The organism is Citromicrobium bathyomarinum (assembly GCF_021021475.1).
In the GTDB taxonomy this organism is placed as follows: Bacteria; Pseudomonadota; Alphaproteobacteria; order Sphingomonadales; family Sphingomonadaceae; genus Alteriqipengyuania; species Alteriqipengyuania bathyomarina.
This window is the reverse complement of the sequence record NZ_JAINWL010000003.1, coordinates 193,947-213,577: the sequence shown is the minus strand read 5'-3', so window position 1 is coordinate 213,577 and position 19,631 is coordinate 193,947. Positions and strand designations below refer to the sequence as shown.

At 65.7% G+C, this 19,631-nt stretch carries 18 protein-coding genes; 4 read left to right on the top strand and 14 right to left on the bottom strand.

Annotated features, from left to right (window positions below):
* Positions 1-5 precede the first annotated feature (5 nt).
* From K7H93_RS12635 to K7H93_RS12610, 6 genes are all read right to left on the bottom strand, one after another.
* Positions 6-605: a hypothetical protein gene (locus tag K7H93_RS12635; RefSeq protein ID WP_230783920.1), complete on the bottom strand. Its 600-nt coding sequence runs from the start codon at positions 603-605 to the stop codon at positions 6-8.
* 41 nt (positions 606-646) lie between these two features.
* Positions 647-859, bottom strand: coding sequence for a helix-turn-helix transcriptional regulator (locus K7H93_RS12630; RefSeq protein WP_230783919.1), 213 nt, complete (start codon positions 857-859; stop codon positions 647-649).
* Between the two features lie 115 nt (positions 860-974).
* Positions 975-5,162, bottom strand: a complete 4,188-nt coding sequence (locus K7H93_RS12625) for a translocation/assembly module TamB domain-containing protein (RefSeq protein ID WP_230783918.1) — start codon at positions 5,160-5,162, stop codon at positions 975-977.
* Positions 5,162-7,303: an autotransporter assembly complex protein TamA gene (locus tag K7H93_RS12620; RefSeq protein WP_230783917.1), complete on the bottom strand. Its 2,142-nt coding sequence runs from the start codon at positions 7,301-7,303 to the stop codon at positions 5,162-5,164. Before K7H93_RS12620 ends, K7H93_RS12625 begins: the two co-directional genes overlap by 1 nt.
* A gap of 37 nt (positions 7,304-7,340) precedes the next feature.
* Positions 7,341-8,162: an arginyltransferase gene (locus K7H93_RS12615; RefSeq protein ID WP_230783916.1), complete on the bottom strand. Its 822-nt coding sequence runs from the start codon at positions 8,160-8,162 to the stop codon at positions 7,341-7,343.
* 148 nt (positions 8,163-8,310) lie between these two features.
* Positions 8,311-9,549, bottom strand: coding sequence for a threonine ammonia-lyase (locus tag K7H93_RS12610; protein WP_230783915.1), 1,239 nt, complete (start codon positions 9,547-9,549; stop codon positions 8,311-8,313).
* A gap of 143 nt (positions 9,550-9,692) precedes the next feature.
* On the opposite strand from K7H93_RS12610, the gene K7H93_RS12605 reads away from it, so the two are divergent.
* From K7H93_RS12605 to K7H93_RS12590, 4 genes are all read left to right on the top strand, one after another.
* A complete protein-coding gene (locus K7H93_RS12605; protein WP_230783914.1) occupies positions 9,693-11,348 on the top strand; it encodes an amidohydrolase in 1,656 nt (551 codons plus the stop codon).
* Positions 11,349-11,543: 195 nt separating this feature from the next.
* Positions 11,544-11,759: a hypothetical protein gene (locus K7H93_RS12600; RefSeq protein WP_230783913.1), complete on the top strand. Its 216-nt coding sequence runs from the start codon at positions 11,544-11,546 to the stop codon at positions 11,757-11,759.
* Between the two features lie 155 nt (positions 11,760-11,914).
* A complete protein-coding gene (locus tag K7H93_RS12595) occupies positions 11,915-12,130 on the top strand; it encodes a hypothetical protein (RefSeq protein ID WP_010238915.1) in 216 nt (71 codons plus the stop codon).
* 241 nt (positions 12,131-12,371) lie between these two features.
* Positions 12,372-12,596: a hypothetical protein gene (locus K7H93_RS12590; RefSeq protein WP_222825515.1), complete on the top strand. Its 225-nt coding sequence runs from the start codon at positions 12,372-12,374 to the stop codon at positions 12,594-12,596.
* Positions 12,597-12,683: 87 nt separating this feature from the next.
* Here K7H93_RS12590 and tatC read toward each other — a convergent pair whose 3' ends face one another.
* The 8 genes from tatC to argS form a co-directional block, all read right to left on the bottom strand.
* Complete coding sequence (tatC, locus tag K7H93_RS12585) at positions 12,684-13,478, bottom strand: twin-arginine translocase subunit TatC (protein WP_230783912.1); 795 nt, start codon at positions 13,476-13,478, stop codon at positions 12,684-12,686.
* Between the two features lie 2 nt (positions 13,479-13,480).
* On the bottom strand, positions 13,481-13,933 hold the full coding sequence (gene tatB / locus K7H93_RS12580; protein ID WP_230783911.1) for a Sec-independent protein translocase protein TatB: 453 nt from the start codon (positions 13,931-13,933) through the stop codon (positions 13,481-13,483).
* 23 nt (positions 13,934-13,956) lie between these two features.
* Complete coding sequence (gene tatA, locus K7H93_RS12575; RefSeq protein ID WP_010238925.1) at positions 13,957-14,217, bottom strand: twin-arginine translocase TatA/TatE family subunit; 261 nt, start codon at positions 14,215-14,217, stop codon at positions 13,957-13,959.
* Positions 14,218-14,314: 97 nt separating this feature from the next.
* Positions 14,315-14,905, bottom strand: coding sequence for an SMC-Scp complex subunit ScpB (gene scpB / locus K7H93_RS12570; protein ID WP_230783910.1), 591 nt, complete (start codon positions 14,903-14,905; stop codon positions 14,315-14,317).
* Positions 14,902-15,741 (bottom strand): segregation and condensation protein A, encoded by an 840-nt coding sequence (locus tag K7H93_RS12565; RefSeq protein WP_230783909.1) that lies wholly within the window; start codon positions 15,739-15,741, stop codon positions 14,902-14,904. The genes scpB and K7H93_RS12565 overlap by 4 nt, the downstream gene beginning before the upstream one ends.
* Entirely contained in the window at positions 15,738-16,760 is a 1,023-nt protein-coding gene (nagZ, locus tag K7H93_RS12560; protein WP_230783908.1) for a beta-N-acetylhexosaminidase, read from the bottom strand. Before nagZ ends, K7H93_RS12565 begins: the two co-directional genes overlap by 4 nt.
* Positions 16,761-16,858: 98 nt before the next feature.
* Positions 16,859-17,833, bottom strand: coding sequence for an SPOR domain-containing protein (locus tag K7H93_RS12555; RefSeq protein ID WP_230783907.1), 975 nt, complete (start codon positions 17,831-17,833; stop codon positions 16,859-16,861).
* Between the two features lie 2 nt (positions 17,834-17,835).
* The gene (gene argS / locus K7H93_RS12550) at positions 17,836-19,581 is read right to left on the bottom strand and encodes an arginine--tRNA ligase (protein WP_230783906.1); all 1,746 of its coding nucleotides are present in this window, start codon (positions 19,579-19,581) and stop codon (positions 17,836-17,838) included.
* Between the last annotated feature and the right edge of the window lie 50 nt (positions 19,582-19,631).

Here is a 19,631-nt window from a genome sequence, read left to right as displayed (position 1 = left end):
CCTGCTCAGCGGGGAGTGAGCATCCCGCGAGCACCGGTGGCGACGAACGCACCGAGCAAGGTCATCCCCATGACCAGTGCGATCATCGATTTCGCTTCGATGGCCGGGCCCATTCCGTTCATCGAGAATGCGCCCCAAACCAGCAGGGTTGCGATCACCATCGCACCGGCGATGCTCCCCGCTTCCAGACTGACCTGACGCATCAACTCGTCTTGGTATTTCCAGGTTTTCACGATCAGGAAACCGGCCACGGCCAGGGCCACGATCACGGTTCCCACCGCGATGGAGACTGGCACCGTACCGCCCGTCCCGCTGTTCGCCAGCACGATCATCATCACTCCAAGAACGCCATTGGCCAGCGAGCTGCCCAGCAGCGACTGCCGGTTCTCGACCAACTCGTCGCTATCTTCGACGTTGAGAACCTTGGAGCCTGCCTTCGGCATGAGCGTACCAATCCCCACGAACAGTGCCATGGCGAGATAGGCAATTCCCACGCCGGAGAGGATCATCGAGGAACCGCCTACCGTAGGCGCGTCGGTCCAGCGGAACAGCAGCGTGACGCCGAAGAAGCCTGCGATCGCGCCGAGCAGAGCCGAAATGAGCATCTTCCGGAGGGGACGATGCAAGGATGGTTTCACGCTAGGGTTCATGAGTTACTCTCCGGGGTCCAGTCGTCGATAAACAGATCCGGCACGTCGACGGCGAACAGCTTCGCCATGCGCAGTGCCAGCGGGAGAGAGGGATCGTACTTGTCGGTTTCGACCGCGTTGATCGTCTGCCGCGACACGCCGAGCCTGCGGGCAAGCTCGCCCTGGCTCCAGCCCGCCCCTTCGCGGTAGTGCTTCACACGATTTTGCAACCGACCATTCTCCCGGAAGCACCCACCCCGGGTGCTGACAAGAGCTCTTTACAGTCAAGACCTCTTGTCAGTCAAGAGCTCTTGTCAGGTCGCGCTGCAGGCCGCAGCAGGTTGGCTAGTAATCCCGGCTCGCCTCCACGGACACGCCGTTGCGCCCAACGGTCGAAACCGTGGCCAGCAGCGAAAGCCAGCTGGTGATCCGGAATTCCGCATCCGTGGCGCTGTAGCCCCGCCCATCGGTGATCAGTTCGACATAGAACCGCCGTCCGATGTTTTTGCCCAGCGCAATCGACGTCCCCCGGTCAAGCACTGGGTCCGCCGAGACGATCCGCAGCCGATCAAGCCCGATCGCGCTGCGCAGCTGGTTGATCGGGTCGAGCCCGCCGCCCCCGCGCAGCGAGGCGACCGCCGCGCCGAGCTGCAAGGCATCGGTGGCAGACAGGCTAGTGATGGAACCGCCGAACAGCAGGCGCGAGAGGATTTCCTCCTCGGGCAGCGAGGGGTTGGAACTGAAGGTGATCTCGGGCTGCTGGGCGTTGCCCTGCACGCTGACCGTCACATCGATCCCGTTATTGTCGGTCTCCGCAACGATGTCGAGCCGGGGGTCGATCGCGCGACTCTCGTCGAACTCGATCCGCCCGCGGGTGACCTCGAAGCGTGCGCCCGCGAAGGTGTAGTCGCCCCGGATCAGGTTCGCCTCGCCCCCGATCCGCATCTCCTGCGTGGTGCCGCGCACGCGGACATCGGCGCTCCATTCGCTGTCCAGCCCCATGCCGTCCACATCGACGCGGCTCGGCGCGCGCGCATCGACCAGGAAACGCCACGGCGCGCCCGGCGCGGACGGCTGGTAGCGATCGCGCGGCAGATTGATCTCGCGCGTGTTGATCGTGGGAATGCTCGCAGTCTGTGCCCCGTTGCCCAAACGCCAGCTTGCCTTTTCGACCAACAGGCGCCCGGCGATGGTGCCGCCCGATCCATTGGAAACGATCCGCAGCGGGCCGGTAACGGTTGCCTGCAATCCGCGCGCATCGATCAGCTGCGCCTTTTGCGCCGCGGCACGAATATCGATTTCCGGCCCGCGACCAGGGCCCAGATTGGCAAGGTCGATCACGCCGCTTCCGTTGATCGCGCCACCATTCGGCGCAGTGCCACGGAACTCGGTGATCTGCAGACGCGACCCGGCGAAGGCACCGCGCACGCTCGCGTCGCGAATGTCGGTTCCGGAAACCGAACTCTGCACGCGCAGATCATCGCTCGACAGCGACCCGCGCACGCGCGGGTCGGCCAGCGTGCCGCGAAGATCGGCGGCAACCGCGACCGGCCCGGAAAAGTCGAACAGGTCGATCGCAGCCAGCCGCCAGAGCGATTGCGCTGGGCCACGATAGCGCAGCTGACCGAACAGGTCGCCCGCCTGAAGGCGTTCGAACAGGCTGCCATTGCGCGGCAGGTCGGAGATCAGCGCCTGGATTCGTCCGCCTTCGGTCCCGTTATCGTCGAGGATGGCGCGCGTCTGAAGCCGGTCTGTCTCAAGCCGCGCGACTAGCGACAGGTCGACCGGGCGCGAGGCGAGGATCACGCCAGAGCGGGTGAACTTGTCGACCCTCACGCGCGCTTCCCCGGTGGGTAGCCCGTCCTTGGGCGCGGCATAGGTGATTGTGCCCGACAGCGATCCGCCGAGCCCCGCATCGCCCATCACGATATCCGCCAGCGACAGGGGGATGTCGCGCACATTGAGGTCGAACCGGGTGGCTTCGCCACCCATGCGGCCCTCGGCAATCACGAAGCCGTCGCCGTAATCGATCTGAGAGCGCTGGAGCGCCCAGCCGCCACCTTCGAGCTTGGTCAGCACCGCGCGGCGCGGCATCGTCAACTCTTTCCCGGCGAGGTTGCCGCGCGTGGCCAGCGCAATACGGTCGGGCGCGATGTCGGCTGCGAGCTGCAATGCGAACCCGCGCCCGCGCCGCCCGGCAATCGCCGCATTCACATCGCCGCGCCCGTTCACCAGCCGCGCATCGGCGGTCATCCGCCCGATGAACAGGTTGCCGTAGAGGATTCCCTGCGCGCTCGCTGTGCCCTGAATGGTCGTATCGCCGTCCGCGATCTGACCGCTCATATCAAGGTCGGCCTCCGCGATCTCGAGCGCGGTAGCCCCGCCGAAGCGCGCGTTGCGCGCCGCCAACGCAACGTCGAAGCCCTGCCCACCGCTGCGCGGCGCGAGCATGATCGTCCCGTCGAGCCCGCCACCCGTGAGCGCCAGCGTGCCGCTGGAAGCGCCGCCGCCCAGCGTCAGATCGCCGGTCACGCTGGTTTCGGAGACGGTCAGAGTTTCCACCGCAATGCGGGTCGGCCCGCCCGGGGGCGAGAACAGGCCGAGCGTGCCATCGAACCGGCCGAGCGTCGAATCGCCCTCGGTCTCGATCCGGAAGCCCTCTTCGATCGGGCTCAGCGCCACGCGCACGTCGCGCAGACCTGCAGCGGGCAGCGGCTCTGCGAACACCAGCACCGCTTCGGGGCCACGGTCTGTCAGTGATGCTTCGACAGTGAACGGCCCGTACTGCGCCTGCCGTCCGCGCCCGGCCACGCGTGTGGTACCCGGCGCAACCTGCCCGTCGAGCACCATGTTCAGCTTGCGCGAGTCGAGCCGCACCTGGCGGAAATCGATCGGCGCGTTCTGCGCAAGCGACACCCCGCCGGAAAAGTCGATCACCGGCCCCGCCAGATTGACAAGTGTGTCGTTGGTGACGCGCGGCACCTGCCCGCGCACGTCGGCGGTTAGTTTCCAGGCACCGTTATAGAGGAAGTCGATCGAACCGCCCGCATTGACCCGGCCGATCTGGTCGAAGGCGAGCCCGTTGACCGCGACCGGCCCGCGCACCTGCCAGCGGTTTTCCGCGACATTGCCGTTGAGCGAGAGTTGCGCGCTGGCATCGGGGAAGTTGATCCGGATACTGTCGGACACCAGCTCGCGCCCCGTAAACACCAGCCGGCCGTTGGCGGTGCCGCCGATCAGCTGCGGATCGGCAAGCGCATTGCCGGTCTCGATCCGGCCGACGCGCGCGTCGATCGGGATCACCCAGCGGCTGCCATCATAGGTCGCGGTGCCTTCCTGCGCGATATTGCTGATCGTGGCGCTGCCCGCATCGAAGCGTTGCGCCACCAGCTGGAAGGGAATGGCGAGATCGCGGAACGGCCCGTCGATCGTGCCGCTCGCCTGCGCACCGACCAGCTGCAGGTTCGCCCCGAACAGGCTCGGATCGCGCACCGCAGCCTCGAACTTGATGTCGTCAGCACGGTTGTCCGCCAGGTTTGCGCCGCCTTCGGCGACCAGCGAGAAACCTTGACCCAGCAACTCGACCTTGCCGTCGATCACTCGGTCGGCGAAGGTGCCAGCAGCTTCGATACGCGTGTCGCGGCCCAGCGCGCGCTGCGGAATTCCGGTGAGAAACGGTGTGGTATCGGCCCGCCCGACAATGCCATATTTGCCGTCTTTCGCACTCAACCGGAAGCGGGCGAGCGACTCGCCGTTGTGGTTGAGCAGCAGGTCGCCCGACCAGTCTTTCCAAGTCCCGTCACCGTCGATCCGGCCCACGTAATCCCCGTCGAGATTGGCAAGCGCGGTAAGGACCCCGCCCGCCGGCGCATCGACCCGCATGTCGACATCGAAGAGATCGCCATCGGGCTCGGCAGTCAGGTCGAGCACCAGCCGGTCGCCCTCCCCGAAGCGCCCGTTGGCCTTCACCATCGCGCGACCATCGCGGATATCCGCGCTGCCGACCAGATTGACCTGCCGCCGCGCATCGCCCGCGATGCCCGGGGCCAGCGTCCAGTCCACCAGCTCGAGCTCGTCGATCCGGATGTCGAAGCCCGGCAGCATAGGCGAATCCGGATCGCCGGGATTGAGTTTCGGCAAACGCTTGAGCTCGCCCCGCCGCGCTTCGAGAGAATCGATGTCGAGCCCGCTGCTCAACCAGGCGAACGGATTCCAGTCGAGATCCACCTCGGGCACGGTCAGGAACACACCCTGCGGGTCCGCGAGCGAGAGGTCGTGCAGGACGAGATCGCTGTAGATGCTGCCCTCGATCCGCCCGATCGAAATACGCAGGCCCGATTTGGGCTCTATCTTGGCTACCTGGTCGACGATCCAGCGCTTGCCGATCGGACTGTTGAGGCCCGCGACCAGCGCTGCGCCCAGCAGTGCCAGCACGACCACAATACCCACGGCCCACTTGGCGATGCGCGTACCGGTGCTTTTCGCCCGCAGCGCGTCTTCGGTCGCCTCTTCCCGGATCGCCTCTTCGCTCATCAGAAGGCCTGCCCCAGCGAGACGTAGACCGCGACGAAGCTGTCGGTCGGACGCGGATTGATCGGGAAGGCGACGTCCAGCCGCAGCGGGCCGAATCCGCTCAGGTAGCGCACGCCGACACCGGCGCCGACGCGAATGTCCTCGAAATCGGGATATTGCTCCACCCCGACAGACCCTGCATCGACGAAGGGCACGACCTGCACCGCGCCGTCGAACAGCGGGGTCGGAATACGCACTTCGGCCGAGACCTCGACCAGCGAGCGCCCGCCGATCGGATCGTTATCGTCGTTGCGCGGCCCGATGGCCCGATAGCCGAAGCCACGCACGGAGCCGCCGCCACCAGCGAAGAACCGCCGCGAGGGTGCGATGTCGTTGAGCCCGGCCCCGGTGATCGAGCCGACGCCGACGCGCCCGGCGAGGATCGGACCATTCTCGCCGATCTGTTTGTAATAGGACGCATCCGCCTGGTTGCGGACGTAGAAGCTCTGCATCCCCTTCGTGCGCGAAACCTCGGGCGAAGTGCGCAGCGAGACTCGGAAACCCTCGGTCGGGTTGAGCAGATCGTCGGTGGTGTCGATCTGCCCGTAGAGCGGCAGCGCGGCGACGAAATAGGTCTGGCGCGGCGGCGGCGTGGCGCTATCGAGGCTGCTGTTGTCGATATCGAACGCAAGCCGCTCGTCCGATGCGACCAGTTCAAGCCCCATGCTCCAGCTGAACGGCTTCTGGAAAAGGAGCGTCGAAAGCTTCTCGTAGGTTGCGATCAGGCTGGCGGTGTCTGCGGCGAAGGCGGTGTTGTCGAGCGAGCTGGCGAAGGCGTCGACCGTCAGGATGCGGTCGCGCCCGCCGAAATTGCTCTTGCGGAAGGTTATGCCCGCCAGCTGTTCCTGCGTGCCGACAACGCCGCGCAGCTTCAGCGCGCCTTCGGGCGGGAAGAGGTTGCGATGCTCCCAGCTTGCCTCGACGCGGATGCCCTCTTCGGTGCCATAGCCGATAGCGCCCGCGATGGTCCGCAGCTTCGCCTTGGTCAGGCCGACCTTCATGTCGACCACGCCCGGCTCGCCATTGGCGGGGGCCTGTGCCTCCACCGGAGTGATGGTTGTCGAAGAGACCAGCCCGGTGGCGATGATCGCGCGGCGCAAATCCTGCTCGTCGTCGCGGTTGTAGATATCGCCAGGCTCGAACCTCGCGATCGAACCGAGGTGTCTGCCGGAGAGGAAGTCCGGCTCTTCGGAGATCACCTTGCCGAAGACGTAGCGCCCGTTGGGGCGCACCGGCATCGTCAGATCGCCTTCGATCATCGCATGGTCGATCAGCAGCTCGGGCGCGTCGATCTCGGCGAAGGGATAGCCGGTATTGCCCAGCGCGGTGTCCAGATCGCCCCGCTCGCGCACGATGTCGTAGCTGTCGACATAGTCGCCGGGCTTGAGCTCGAACGCGCCACGCAGTTCCTGGAAGTTGGGTGCCTGATCAAGATCGCCCAGATCGATAGTGCCGAATGTGAAACGCTCGCCCGGCAGCACGTTGAAGCGAACCTGCGGCCGCTCGTCAGACCCGTCGATCAGATTGGGGCCGACCTCGCGCACGATCTCGCCATCGTAATAGCCATAGGCGCGCAGCAGGCGCACCAGCAATTCCTCGTCCTCGCGCGCCCGCGCGCCCAGCTGGCCGACATTGGTCTCGCTGTCGCCATAGGCCTCGATCGTGGAAAGGCTGGTGAACTGGTCGACGAAATCGTCCATCTGCGGGAATGCGTCCGGCTCGCTCGGGAAAGCGAGGGCCAGCTGATCGGTCAGATCGATCACCACCGGATCGATCAGCAGCGGACCGGACTGGAGCGGATTGTCGTCGGCGAAGGTGGCCGTGCCGTCGTCCTCGACCTGCTCGACCGGCGCCAGCTCAAGCGGATCGGGCCAGTCGATAGTCAGCCCGGGCAGATCGGCCAGCGGGCTCTCGGGCTCCAGCTCCGGGGCGTCGGCCGGGAACGGGTTGGGCCCGTCGATCGGCGTCGGCTCTTCGGGAGGCACGCCATCGGCGGCCCATTCCTGCGCATTGTCGATCGCTTCGTCGGGGATCAGCGCTTCGAGCTCGGGACTGGCCGAGCGATCCTGCGCAAAGGCGTATCCGGGATGGCTGGCAAGCACTGCGGCAAGCGCGGCAATGCACGCACCGCGCGCGAACCTAGCGGGTGACGGCGAGCGCCTTGTCGCCTGCTCCGGCAGCAGCGCCGCCTTCGCGCACGGCTTCCTGGATGAGACGATCCTGCTCCTCGGTTCCAAGCCGGCGCCATCCGCGCGGGCCGAGCCGTTCGAGCGGGCGGTAGCGGATCTTGTACTGCATCCGCGCGGAGCCTTCGACCCAGTAGCCGAGATAGACATAGGGCAGGCCTTCTGCGGCAGCGCGGCGGATGTGATCGAGAATGATGTAGTTGCCAAGACCCGACCGTACCTCGTTTTCCGGGTCGTAGAAGCTGTAGATCATCGACAGCCCATCACCCTGCCTGTCTGTCAGGCAGGCGCCAACCAAGCGACCCGTGGAGCCGTCGTCTGTCGGCTCCCTGTATTCAATAACATAGCTCGATACGGGCGTATGCTCCACCATGTCGGCATAGTCCACCTCGTCCATGCGCGTCATCCCGCCTTCTGGATGGCGCTTCGCGAGATAATCCCGCAGCAGCTCGAATTGTTCCGAGGTCGCCCACGGGCGGCATTCGGTCGCGATCAGATCGCTGTTGCGCTTGAGAATCCGCTTCTGCGCCTTGGACGGCGCGAATTCGGAGGTCACCACCCGAACCGAGACGCAGGCCTGACAGTTCACGCAGCTGGGCCGGTAGGCGACCGTCTGGCTGCGCCGGAACCCGATCCGCCCGAGCGCTTCGTTGAGCTGGTCCGCGTGTGGGCCCTTCAGCTCGGTAAACACCTTCCGCTCCATCCGGTCGGCCAGATAGGGACACGGCGCGGGGCTGGTCACGAAAAAGCGAGGGAAACGAACGGGGGCAGTCACGGCTAGGCCTGGCGCTCCTGGCGATGGCGTAAATCTATCGATCGGCGATTGGCCCAAGGATATGCCTCACCAACCCCCGTCTTAGAAGGGCCTTAACCACAAAGCAGGGTTAACGAGACCTTATTTTGCACATCTGTGGCAAAACGGATCAGGCGAGTTCGACGGAATGAACGTCGTAACCCGTCTGGCGCATGTCCGCGATCAGCGCGTCGACCTGCTCCTTGTTGCGCGCCTCGCACTCGATTTCGGTGATCAGGCCCTTGGCCGGCAGCTTGGTGAAGACCCGCTGGTGATAGACCTCGATGATGTTGACGTTGTGCCGTTCGAACAGGGAGACGACCTTGTGCAGCGCGCCCGGCTGATCCTTCAGCGCAATCCGCAGCCGCGCGAGCCGCCCCTGCCGCGCCAGATCGCGCAGCAGCACGGTGGCGAGCAGGCGCGAATCGATATTACCGCCGCACAGCGGCAGGCCGATTTTCTTGCCCGCAAACTTCTCCTTGTTCGCCAGCACTGCGGCGAGGCCCGCAGCGCCCGCGCCTTCGACCACGGTCTTCTCGATCTGCAGCAGCAGCGCGACCGTGTGTTCCAGATCCGGTTCGCCCACCAGCAGGATCTCGTCGACCCGCTCGGCGATGATCGCCCGGGTGAACTGCCCCGGCTCCTTGACCGCGATGCCCTCGGCCAGCGTATCGCCGCCGGTGGGATTGTCCGCGCCCGACAGGACATTGTGCATCGACGGGAACAGCGAAGCCTCGACCCCGACCATGTGGATGTCGGGATTGATCGCCTTGGCGACCGTCGCCATTCCGCTCATCAGCCCGCCCCCGCCGATGGGCACGACGAGACAATCGAGATCAGGCTTGTCCTCCAGCATCTCGAGCGCGACCGTGCCTGCACCCGCAGCCACGTTGGGATCGTCGAACGGGTGGACGAAGGTGAGCCCACGCTCTTTTTCCAGCTGGCGCGCGTGGGCATAGGCCTCGTCGAAGCTGTCCCCCTCCAGCACCACGTCGCCGCCCACCGCCTCGGTCTGCATCACCTTCACCGCTGGGGTGGTGCGCGGCATGACGATCGTCACCGGCACGCCCAGGCGCGATCCGTGATAGGACAGGCCTTGGCTGTGATTGCCCGCCGAAGCCGCGATCACCCCGCGCGCACGCGCTTCTTCCGACATCAGCAGTAGCGCGTTGAGCGCCCCGCGCTCCTTGTAGGCCGCGGTGAACTGCAGGTTCTCGAACTTGAGCCAGATTTCCGCGCCGGCAATCTGCGACAGGGTCTGCGATTTCAGCATCGGTGTGCGCACGACGGCATCCCCGATCCTTGCGTGCGCGGCACGCACATCGTCGAGAGTCAGCTGGTCGAGCGCGGAAGCGTTGGGCTTGGTCATGCGGCGACGCCTAGAGGCAGCTTGCCTCCCCTGCAACATAGACGCGCTTGCCCGCCCGATAGGCCTGCACGCCATTGGCAGGCCGCCGGCTTGGCGTTAGTCCAGCGCGTAACTCCTTCGTTACAAAGAAGACCATACCTTCCATGAAGCTTCTGCCCCTGTTCGGCGCAACTCTTGCGCTGCTGTGTTCCACCTCGGCAGCAGCCGACGTGCTGATCGACAACGTAAAAGGCGTCCGTATCGACGAGGATGGCGACGTCGATCGCTTCACCGGCCTGTGGGTCGATGACGACGGCACGATTCTGGAGGTGCTCGACAAGGGCGACAAGCGGCCCGAGCACCCCAAGTACCTGTCGGACATGGACGGGCAGATCATCGTGCCGGGCATGATCGATGCGCATCTGCATGTGATGGGTATCGGCTTCGGCGCGCTGACGCTCGATCTTTCGGAGACGAACTCGCTCGAAGAAGCGCTCGCGCTGATCGCACAGTTCGCGCGCGAGAATCCGGGCCGCCCGTGGATCCTCGGGCGCGGCTGGAACCAGGAGAAATGGGGCCTGGGACGCTTCCCCACCGCCGAGGAACTGGACCGCGCGGTGAGCGACCGGCCCGTGTTCCTTGAACGGGTGGACGGCCATGCCGGCTGGGCCAACACGCTCGCGATCGAGACCGCAGAGCTCGACGCAGACACCAAGGACCCGGTGGGCGGGCGGATCGAACGCGACGCGGCGGGCGCACCTGCGGGCGTATTCGTCGATGCGGCGGCCGATCTGGTGCAGAAGGTGGTGCCCGAGCCGCGCCCGGTCGACCGCGATGCGGCGCTGCAGGAAGCGCAACAGATCCTGCTCGCCCAAGGGATCACCGCGGTCGCAGACATGGGGACCACCCTGCTCGACTGGCAGACCTATCGCCGTGCGGGCGACAGGAACCAGCTGCGCATCCGGATCATGTCCTACGCCGCCGGGATCGAGGCGATGGAGGTGATCGGCGGCACCGGGCCGACCCCGTGGCTGTATCAGGATCGCCTGCGCCTCAACGGCGTGAAGCTCTATCTCGACGGCGCGCTCGGCTCGCGCGGGGCGTGGCTCAAGCAGCCCTATGCCGACGATCCTCAGAATACCGGCCTGCCGCTGCTGTCCGACACGCAGCTGCGCAATCTGATGAGCCGCGCGGCGATGGAGAATTATCAGATCGCGGTTCACGCGATCGGCGATGCCGCCAATGCCGAAGCGCTCGCCGCGATCGAGGAACTGTCGGAAAGCTATCGCGGCGATCGCCGCTGGCGGATCGAGCATGCGCAGATCGTCGATCCGGTCGATATCGAGCGTTTCGGCGAATACGGCATCATCGCCTCTGTCCAGCCGGTCCACCAGACCTCCGACCGGGTGATGGCCGAGGCCCGGCTGGGGCCGGACCGGCTACTCGGGGCCTATGCGTGGGCGAGCCTGGCCAAAAGCGGTGCGCGGCTTGCGCTGGGATCGGACGCTCCGGTCGAATCTGCCAATCCCTTCGTCGGCATGGCGGTCGCGATGACCCGGATGGACGCGGACGGGCTCCCGCTGGGCGGCTGGATGCCGGACGAGCGCCTCTCCCGGATGGAGGCATGGCGCGGCTTCACCAGCGACGCCGCCTTTGCAGGTTTCGCCGAAGGGCGGTTCGGGCGGCTGGTGAAAGGCGAGCGGGCCGACTTCGTGGTCGTCGATCGCGATATCTCGCGTGCGAGCCCGGAAGCCATCCGCCAGACGCAGGTGATCGAGACATGGGTCGGCGGCGTGCGCGCCTACCGTCGCGGGCAGTGACGCGGAGCGCCAGCTTCTGGCGAAACCGTCGCAACATCGCCGGTAATCAAAGTTTCATAACTCTTACCTAGGGCGGTCTCCACAAAGTCCACGGGACGCCAGCCCCTGCGTGCAAACCGCGGGGGTTTTGCTTGCCAGAGGTGGTCTACATCAGGATCGCGTGGCCCTCTCGCCATGCCGGAAGGAGATCGAAGAATGCGCAAGATTGCTCTTTTGACTGCTACTCTCGGCCTCGCAGCCGCTCCGGTCGGGGCTCTGGCCGGCAGCCGGGATACGGCTCCGGTCGAAAGTGGGAGCGAGCTGGGCGGCACTGGCGGCATTCTGGCCGCCATGGGCATCGCTGTGGTGATCGCCACCGTCATTCTGGTGACCGACGGCAACGACGATCCCGACCTTTCGGTCAGCAACTAAGGACGGGTAAAGAGTGGTCGTTGCCAAATGGCAACATGACACGCCCTGCCCTCTTTTTTTTGAGTTTTCCGGGTTGCAATAGCGCCAAAATCTAATCATTACTCGCCCCGAACCAGTTTCGACAGCTTACTCGATACCCTGAGGAGACTTAAGTTATGAAGATCCGTACCATGGCCGCTGCTGCAGCCGCTCTGTCGCTCGTCGCCGCTCCCGCGGTTGCCGAAATCAGCGCCGATCGTGCCGCTGCTCCGGTTGAAGGCGAAAGCGAACTCGGCGGTGGCGTCATTCTCGGCGTTGCTGCTGTTGCCGCGATCATCGGTGGCATCATCATCGCTGCCGACACCGACGACGATACGCCGGTCAGCAGCTAAGTCTTTCGCGACTTATCGCATAAAGAAAGGGCTCCCGTTTCGGGGGCCCTTTTTGCGTTTATGGACGATATACTTTAGGATCGGGCGCTGCGAACCTGCCGATCTTGCGAATGGGCATCCTGGTTTCCTCTTCGACGCCTTCCTAACAGCCATTGTCAGGTCCCCACTGTTGCAAATCCCACAAATATCTGTACGGTTCGGCGCAAGTCGCTTGGAAGAGAAGAAGAAGGGGAAATATCGTATGAAGATTCGCACGCTCGCTGCGGCCGCCGCCGCACTTACGCTTACCGCCGCTCCCGCAGTCGCCGAAGTCAGCGCCGAACGCGTTGCAGCTCCGATCGCTGAAGAGAGCGAACTCGCCGGTCTGGGTGCCGGTGCCTATGTTCTCGGTGCCATCGGCCTGGGTCTGATCATCTACGGCATCATCGAAATCTCCGACGACGACGACGATCCCGTCAGCGCCTAAGTCGGACATCAGTTCGAATGCTGAAAGGGCTCCCGCTTCGGGGGCCCTTTCTTTTTGTGTCCACGATCCCGGCCGGCAGCCGCCAACCTAGGCGACTTCGGACGACTCCGTATTGTCACCCGACGCCCGCTTCTCGCGCTTCTGCAGGATCAGCATGACCAGCAGCGATCCTTCGAACAGCAGGTATAGCGGAATCGCCAGGATTAGCTGTGAACCCGGGTCCGGCGGGGTGGCGACCGCAGCCAGCGCGAGCACGCCCACTACGACATAGGCCCGCGCCTTGGCCAGCGTGGTACGCTGGACCAGCCCCGCTCGCTCGAGCAGCAGCAGCAAGACCGGAAGCAGGAAACTGATCCCGAAGGCGAGGATGAACTGCATGACCAGGCTGAGGTACTCCCCCGCGCTGGGCAGCGCCTCGATCGGCAACCCGCCCGCGCTGCCCTGGAAGCCCAGGAAGAAGCGGAACGCGGTGGGCATGACGACGAAGTAGGCCAGGCTCGCCCCGGCAATGAAGAAGATCGGGGTCGCGATCAGGAAGGGCAGCAGCGCCTTCTTCTCCTTCGCGTAGAGGCCCGGCGCGACGAACGCCCACAGCTGGTTGGCGATGAACGGAAAGCTGACGCAGAATGCGCCGAACAGGCCGACCTTCATCTCGACGAAGAAGACCTCGTACAGCTTGGTATAGACCAGCCTGCCCTGCCCCGGCGGGAACGCCTCGGCCAGCGGGCGGGCCAGAAACGCGAGGATCTGGTCGGCGAAATAGAAGCACACGCCGAACGCGATCGCGAGCACGAAGACCGAGCGCAGCAGGCGCGTGCGCAGCTCGACAAGGTGCTCCATCAGCGGCGCCTGCGTCTCGTCGATGTCGCGCAAAATACCCATGCTCAGGCCTCGCGATCCCGACGGGGTTCGTCCTGGTCGAGCGGCAGGCGCGGCTCTGCGGCGCTATCGGGCTTCTCGGCGGGCTTTGCAGCACTCTTCGCATCCAGTCGCGCCTCGGCTGACGCCGAGATCGTCGGCGTTGCGCCGGGCACCGGATCGTCGGCATGCGGATCGTGCGCGCTGTCGGTGGGCGGTGCGGGCGGAAGCTCGGTCATCTCACCGGGATGATCGCGCATGATCTGCGCGTTGCGCTCCTGCCACTTCTTTTCCATTTCCTCCAGCTCGGCCTCGCGCACCATCGCGTCGAGCCCGGCACGGAAATGCGCCGAAACCTTACGGATCTGACCTATCCACCGGCCCGCAGTACGCAGCGCCAGCGGCATGTCCTTCGGCCCGATCACGAGGATCGCGACCACCGCGATGATCAGCAGCTCGGAGGCTCCGATATCGAACATCGGTTGCGGAGCCCTCTATTGAATCAGGAAGCGCGGTCGGTCGGCTCGGCCGTCTTGCTCTCGCTGACGGTTTCCCCGGCGGGCTTCGCGTCGTGGGCAGGCCCTTCGATACGCGCGGCAGGCTTGTCCGACGAAGAGCTGCTGTCCTCGTTCATGCCTTCCTTGAAGCTTTTGATCCCCTTACCGAAATCGCCCATCATCTCGGAAATGCGGCCGCGCCCGAACAGGACGAGCACGACGATCGCGAGAATGAGAATCTGCCAGATACCGACTTGTCCGAACATAACTGCCTCTGTGTGATCTTCGGCCCGCATATAGGCGTTGCGGCGACGGACTTCCACCCGCCAACGACGAGCTGCGCGTAATCATCGCCCGCGTGGGTCAGGCCTCGTCGGCGGCGTCGTCCGCGTCGTCGCCCGCCATCTCCGCCTCGAAGGCCTCCTCCACCGGGTCGAGCATGCCGGTCGCCCGCAATTCGTCGATTCCCGGCAGATCCCTGCGCGATTCGAGCCCGAAATGGCGCAGGAATTCGGGCGTGGTCGCATAGATCAGCGGACGTCCGGGCACCTCGCGCCGCCCTGCAGGCTTCACCCAGCCCGCCTCCATCAGCACGTCGAGCGTGCCGCCAGAGGTCTGCACCCCGCGGATCGATTCGATCTCCGCCCGGCTCACCGGCTCGTGGTAGGCGATGATCGCGAGCACTTCTGTGGCCGCGCGGCTGAGCTTGCGCAGCGATTCGCGTTCGCGGCGCAGCAGATGCGCGCAGTCAGGGGCGGTCTGGAAATGCCAGCGCTTGCCCCGCTCGACCAGATTGATGCCCCGCGGGGCGTAGAATTCGGCGAGGCGCGCGAGCGCCGCCCGCACTTCGCCCTTATCCGCATCGCCGAGGTGCGTGGAGAGCTGATCCACGCTCAGCGCATCTTCCGAAGCGAACAGCGCCGCTTCCAGCGAGCGATCGAGCGCCTCGGTCACCCCCCGGCTCCCGCCCGGCGCAGTCGCAGCGGGCCGAAGATATCGTCCTGCGCCAGCTGTGCGCGGCCCGTGCGCGCGAGTTCGAGCGCGGCGACGAAGCTGCTCGCCAGCGCGGACTTGCGCAGCCGCCGGTCCGCGCCGGGGGGCAGGAAATCGCGCAGTTCCATCCAGTCCATCGCTACGCCGAGCATGCTGGAAACCCGATCGAGTGCGCTTTCCAGCGTCATCACCTGCCGATCGCGCACCGTGTGCAGGGCCGGGGCGTTGCGCAGCTTCACCTGCCCGTAGGCGCGCACCAGATCGTAATAGCCGACCTGCCAGCTGACGGTACGATCGGTCCGCAGGCCCTCTGGCTGGCCGCGCAGGAACACGTCACGGCCCAAGCGGTCGCGGCCCATCAGGCGGCCTGCCGCCTCGCGCATCGCGCCCAGCCGCTGGAGCCGCAGCTGCAGGCGCAGCGCGAGCTCTTCGGGGCTCGGATCCTCCTGCTCGTCTCTGGGCAACAACAGCGCGGATTTGAGGTAGGCCAGCCACGCGGCCATCACCAGGTAATCGGCAGCGACCTCCAGCTTGAGGTGTTCCGCGCCTTCCAGAAAATCGAGATACTGGTCGACCAGTGAGAGGATCGAGATTTCGCGCAGGTCGACCTTCTGCTTGCGTGCCAGTTCCAGCAGCAGGTCGAGCGGACCTTCCCACCCGTCGAGCGCGAGATGAAGCGCGCCCTGCTCGGTGCCATCGGACGCGGCGATCCCGCGCCAGTCACCCTCCTCATCAAGCGCCTCCCCGAAATCGAGTACCGTGCCGCCCTCGGAATCGGCAGGTGGGGGGTCGATCACAGCGCCACATCCGCCGCTGCGAACAGCGCATCGCGTATCGCCACCAGCGCGTCGGGATCGGCCGGGCTTTCCGGCAACTCGACGCTGGCAAGCGCGCGGTCCAGCCGCGCTGCGCTCTCGCTGCTTATGGCGCCACAGGCCTCGACGATGCCGGCCATGTCGTCCAGCTTCGCCCAGCAGTTGAGCACCAGATCGCACCCCGCCTCCAGCGCGCGGACCGAACGTTCCGGGATCGTCCCGTCGAGTGCCTGCATGTCGATATCGTCGGTGAGCAGCAGACCGTCGAAACCGATTCGCTGGCGGATGATGTTCTCGACCACCCATGGCGACTGCGTCGCAGGTCGCTGATCGTCCCAGTCCGTGAACACGATATGCGCGGTCATCCCGATCGTGGCGCGGCCTGCCAGATGTTCGAACGGCGCGATATCGATCATGAGATCGGCATCCTGCGCATCGACCACCGGCAGGTGCTTGTGGCTGTCGGCCGTCGCGCGGCCGTGGCCGGGCATGTGCTTGAGGCAGCCAACCACGCCCGCCGTGGCCATCCCGTCGAGGATCGCGCGGCCCAGCGCGGCGACCTGCATCGGTTCGGCACCCAGCGCACGATCGCCGATCACGTCGTCGGTTTCGGGCCGGGCGACGTCGCAGGGCGCGTGGAAATCGACCGTGATCCCGGCAGCTGCGAGTTCGGTCGCCATCGCCTCGCTGTTGAGCCGCATCGCCTCTATGCCCGAGGCAGGCGCCTTATCGTACAGCTCGCCAAAGCGCGCGGGCGCGGGCCATTTGCGCCATTCGGGCGGGCCGAGACGGGCGACACGCCCGCCTTCCTGGTCGATCGAGACCAGTAGGCGATCGCGTCCGTGGATTTCCCGCAAGCTATCGGTCAGCCGCCGCAGCTGCTCGAGATTCTCGCAGTTGCGCTTGAACAGGATGTAACCTGCCGGGTCGGCCTCAAGGAAAAATGCCCGCTCGTCGGCGGTCAGTTCAGGGCCGGAACAGCCGAAGATTGCTGGCGTCATGACATGGGAAAGGTGGCCGGAAAGCTGCCCCGCTGCAAGAACGGGAGGGTCCAAGACGGTGGAAATCCGGGCGAGCGCATGCCCGCCCGGGCGTTCCCCTAGCGCTTGATCTGGCTCGCCACCCCATCGGCCTGCAGCGCATCGCGCAGGCGGCGCGCCGCCGCCATATCGCCGGGCAGCGCCTGCAGGCGATAGACCGTGCCGATATCCGCCTCCCCCTTCACGATCCGGTATTCGACACCGGAAAGCGCATCGGTCTGCCGACGGAGCGCAGCCCAGCCTGCCCGCGCGGTCGCCTGATCGCGATAGGCACCGACCTGCACCGCGATCCGGTTGTCGGAAGCTGCCGAGGCGCTCGATTCCGCCTCTGGCTCCTTGGCAGGCGACGGTTCGGCAATCGGTTCGGGCGTGGCGGATTTTTCCGCCAGACGACCCTCGCGGCTCTCGCCCTCGCCCACTGCCGGGGCCATGTCTCCGGTCCCCTCGAAGGTCTTGCCGCCGGGGTTCTCCGGACGCTCCTTGTAGGGGCCTTCGGGAGCCGCGATCACGCTGCCATCGGCCTGCGGCGCGTTGTCGCCCGTCCTATCGGTAAAGTACCAGATCCCGCCGACCAGCAGGGCGAGCAGGACCAGCCCAAGCACCACGAAGCCGGTGACGCGCCACGCATCGACGCTCTCGATTTCCTCGTAATCGGACGATTCGAGCCACGGCAGCGCATCATCGTCGCTTACCAGGCCGAGATCGTTACCGTCGAAGCCGGGCTCGCCCTCATCAACGGCGTCTTCGCTGGCATCCTCGACGCCATCATCCGCCTCGGGCTGCTCGGCCTGTGGTTCGCCAGCCTCGCTTACGGTGCCGCCTTCGTCGGACCCGCCGGCAAGCTGCATCGCGGGCTGCTCTTCTGGTGCCGGACCTTCGCGCGGCGCTTCATGCGCAACCGCGGCCTCGTCGGCCGGAGCAGATTCGTCACCATTCGCCGTGGCATCGGCGGGCGTCGTTTCAGCCTGATTGTGCTCGACCTGGGAGCGATCGTCCCCGTCGCGATCCCCCTCGCGATCATCCCGATCGATCATCGTTACATCTCCTCAACGGCCTCCACCCCGAGGAGACCCAGCCCATTGCGGATAACCTGACCTATTTGCGCGACCAAATAAAGCCTTGCCCCAGTAAGCTTGCGGTCCTGTGTCAGGATGACCCTTTTCGCAGGATCATCGTTGCCAGCGTTCCAGAAGGCATGGAAAGCGGCCGCAAGATCGTAGAGGTAGAACGCGATCCGGTGCGGTTCGCGTGCCTGCGCCGCCGATTCGACCAGCCGCGGATATTGCGCAGCCATCTTGACCAGCGCGACATCGTCGGCGGTCAGCGCGTCGAGCGCCTCGTCGGTCGGGGCCAGCCCTTCCTCCGCTGCCTTGCGCATGGTCGAACAGATACGCGCATGCGCGTACTGTACGTAAAAGACGGGATTGTCCTTCGACGCCTCGACCACCTTGGCGAAGTCGAAATCCATCTGCGCTTCGGGCTTGCGGGTCAGCATGGTGAACCGCACGACATCCTTGCCGACTTCGTCGACCACGTCCGCGAGCGTCACGAAATTGCCCGAGCGTTTGGACATCTTCACCGGCTCGCCATCGCGCATCAGCTGGACCATCTGGACCAGCTTGACGTCGAACGGCACCGGCGTGCCCTTACCCTCGCCCAGCGCGGCGACGGCCGCCTTGATCCGCTTGACCGTGCCCGCGTGGTCCGCGCCCCAGATGTCGATCAGCGCATCGGCATTCTCCGCCTTCTGCATGTGATAGGCTAGGTCGGCACCGAAATAGGTCCAGCTGCCGTCGGACTTCCTGATCGGGCGATCCTGATCGTCGCCGAATTGGGTGGAGCGGAACAGCGGCAGCTCGACCGGCTCCCAGTCTTCGGGCGTCTTGCCTTTGGGCTTTTCCAGCTCGCCATCATAGACGAGGCCCTGCTCGCGCAGCCAGGCTTCGGCCTCGGCAGGCTTGCCCGCGGCCTGAAGCTCGGCTTCCGAGGCGAACACGTCGTGCGCGATGCCAAGCTTGGCGAGGTCGGCGCGGATCAGGTCCATCATCGCTGCGACCGCGCGGGGCCGGAACAGCGGCAGCCATGCGCTCTCCGGCGCGGCGGCAAATTTGTCCCCGAATTCCTCGGCCAGCGCCTTGCCGACCGGGATCAGATATTCGCCGGGATAGAGCCCTTCGGGAATCTCGCCGACGCTTTCGCCCAGCGCCTCGCGGTACCGCACGTGGGCCGAGCGCGCGAGCACATCGACCTGCCCGCCCGCGTCATTGACGTAGTATTCGCGGGTAACCGAATGCCCCGTTGCATCGAGCAGGCTGGCCAGCGCGTCGCCCACCACCGCGCCGCGGCAATGGCCCATGTGCATCGGACCGGTCGGGTTGGCGGAAACATATTCGACGTTGATCCGAGTACCCTTGCCCACGCCCGAGCGGCCATAGCCCTCTGCGAGCGAGCCGATCGCGCGAATCTCGTCGATCCACGCGCGATCCGCGATGCGCAGGTTGATGAAGCCCGGCCCGGCGATCTCGGCACTTTCGATGTCGGGATCGCGCTTCAGATGCTCGACGATCTGCTCGGCGAGCGCGCGCGGATTGGTCTTGGCCTGCTTGGCGAGGACCATCGCGGCATTGGTCGCAATGTCGCCGTGCGAGGGATCGCGCGGCGGCTCTACCGAAACATTGGCCCGGCTGACATCGGGAGGCAGCGTACCTTCGGCTTCGAGCGCGGAAAGCACGGCGTCGATCCGCTCTGCGTAGGCGGCGTAAATCGTGGCAATATCTGACATGAGCGCCCGCTTAGCCGGTTTGACGCCGGGGACAAGAGCGTGCGCTTGCG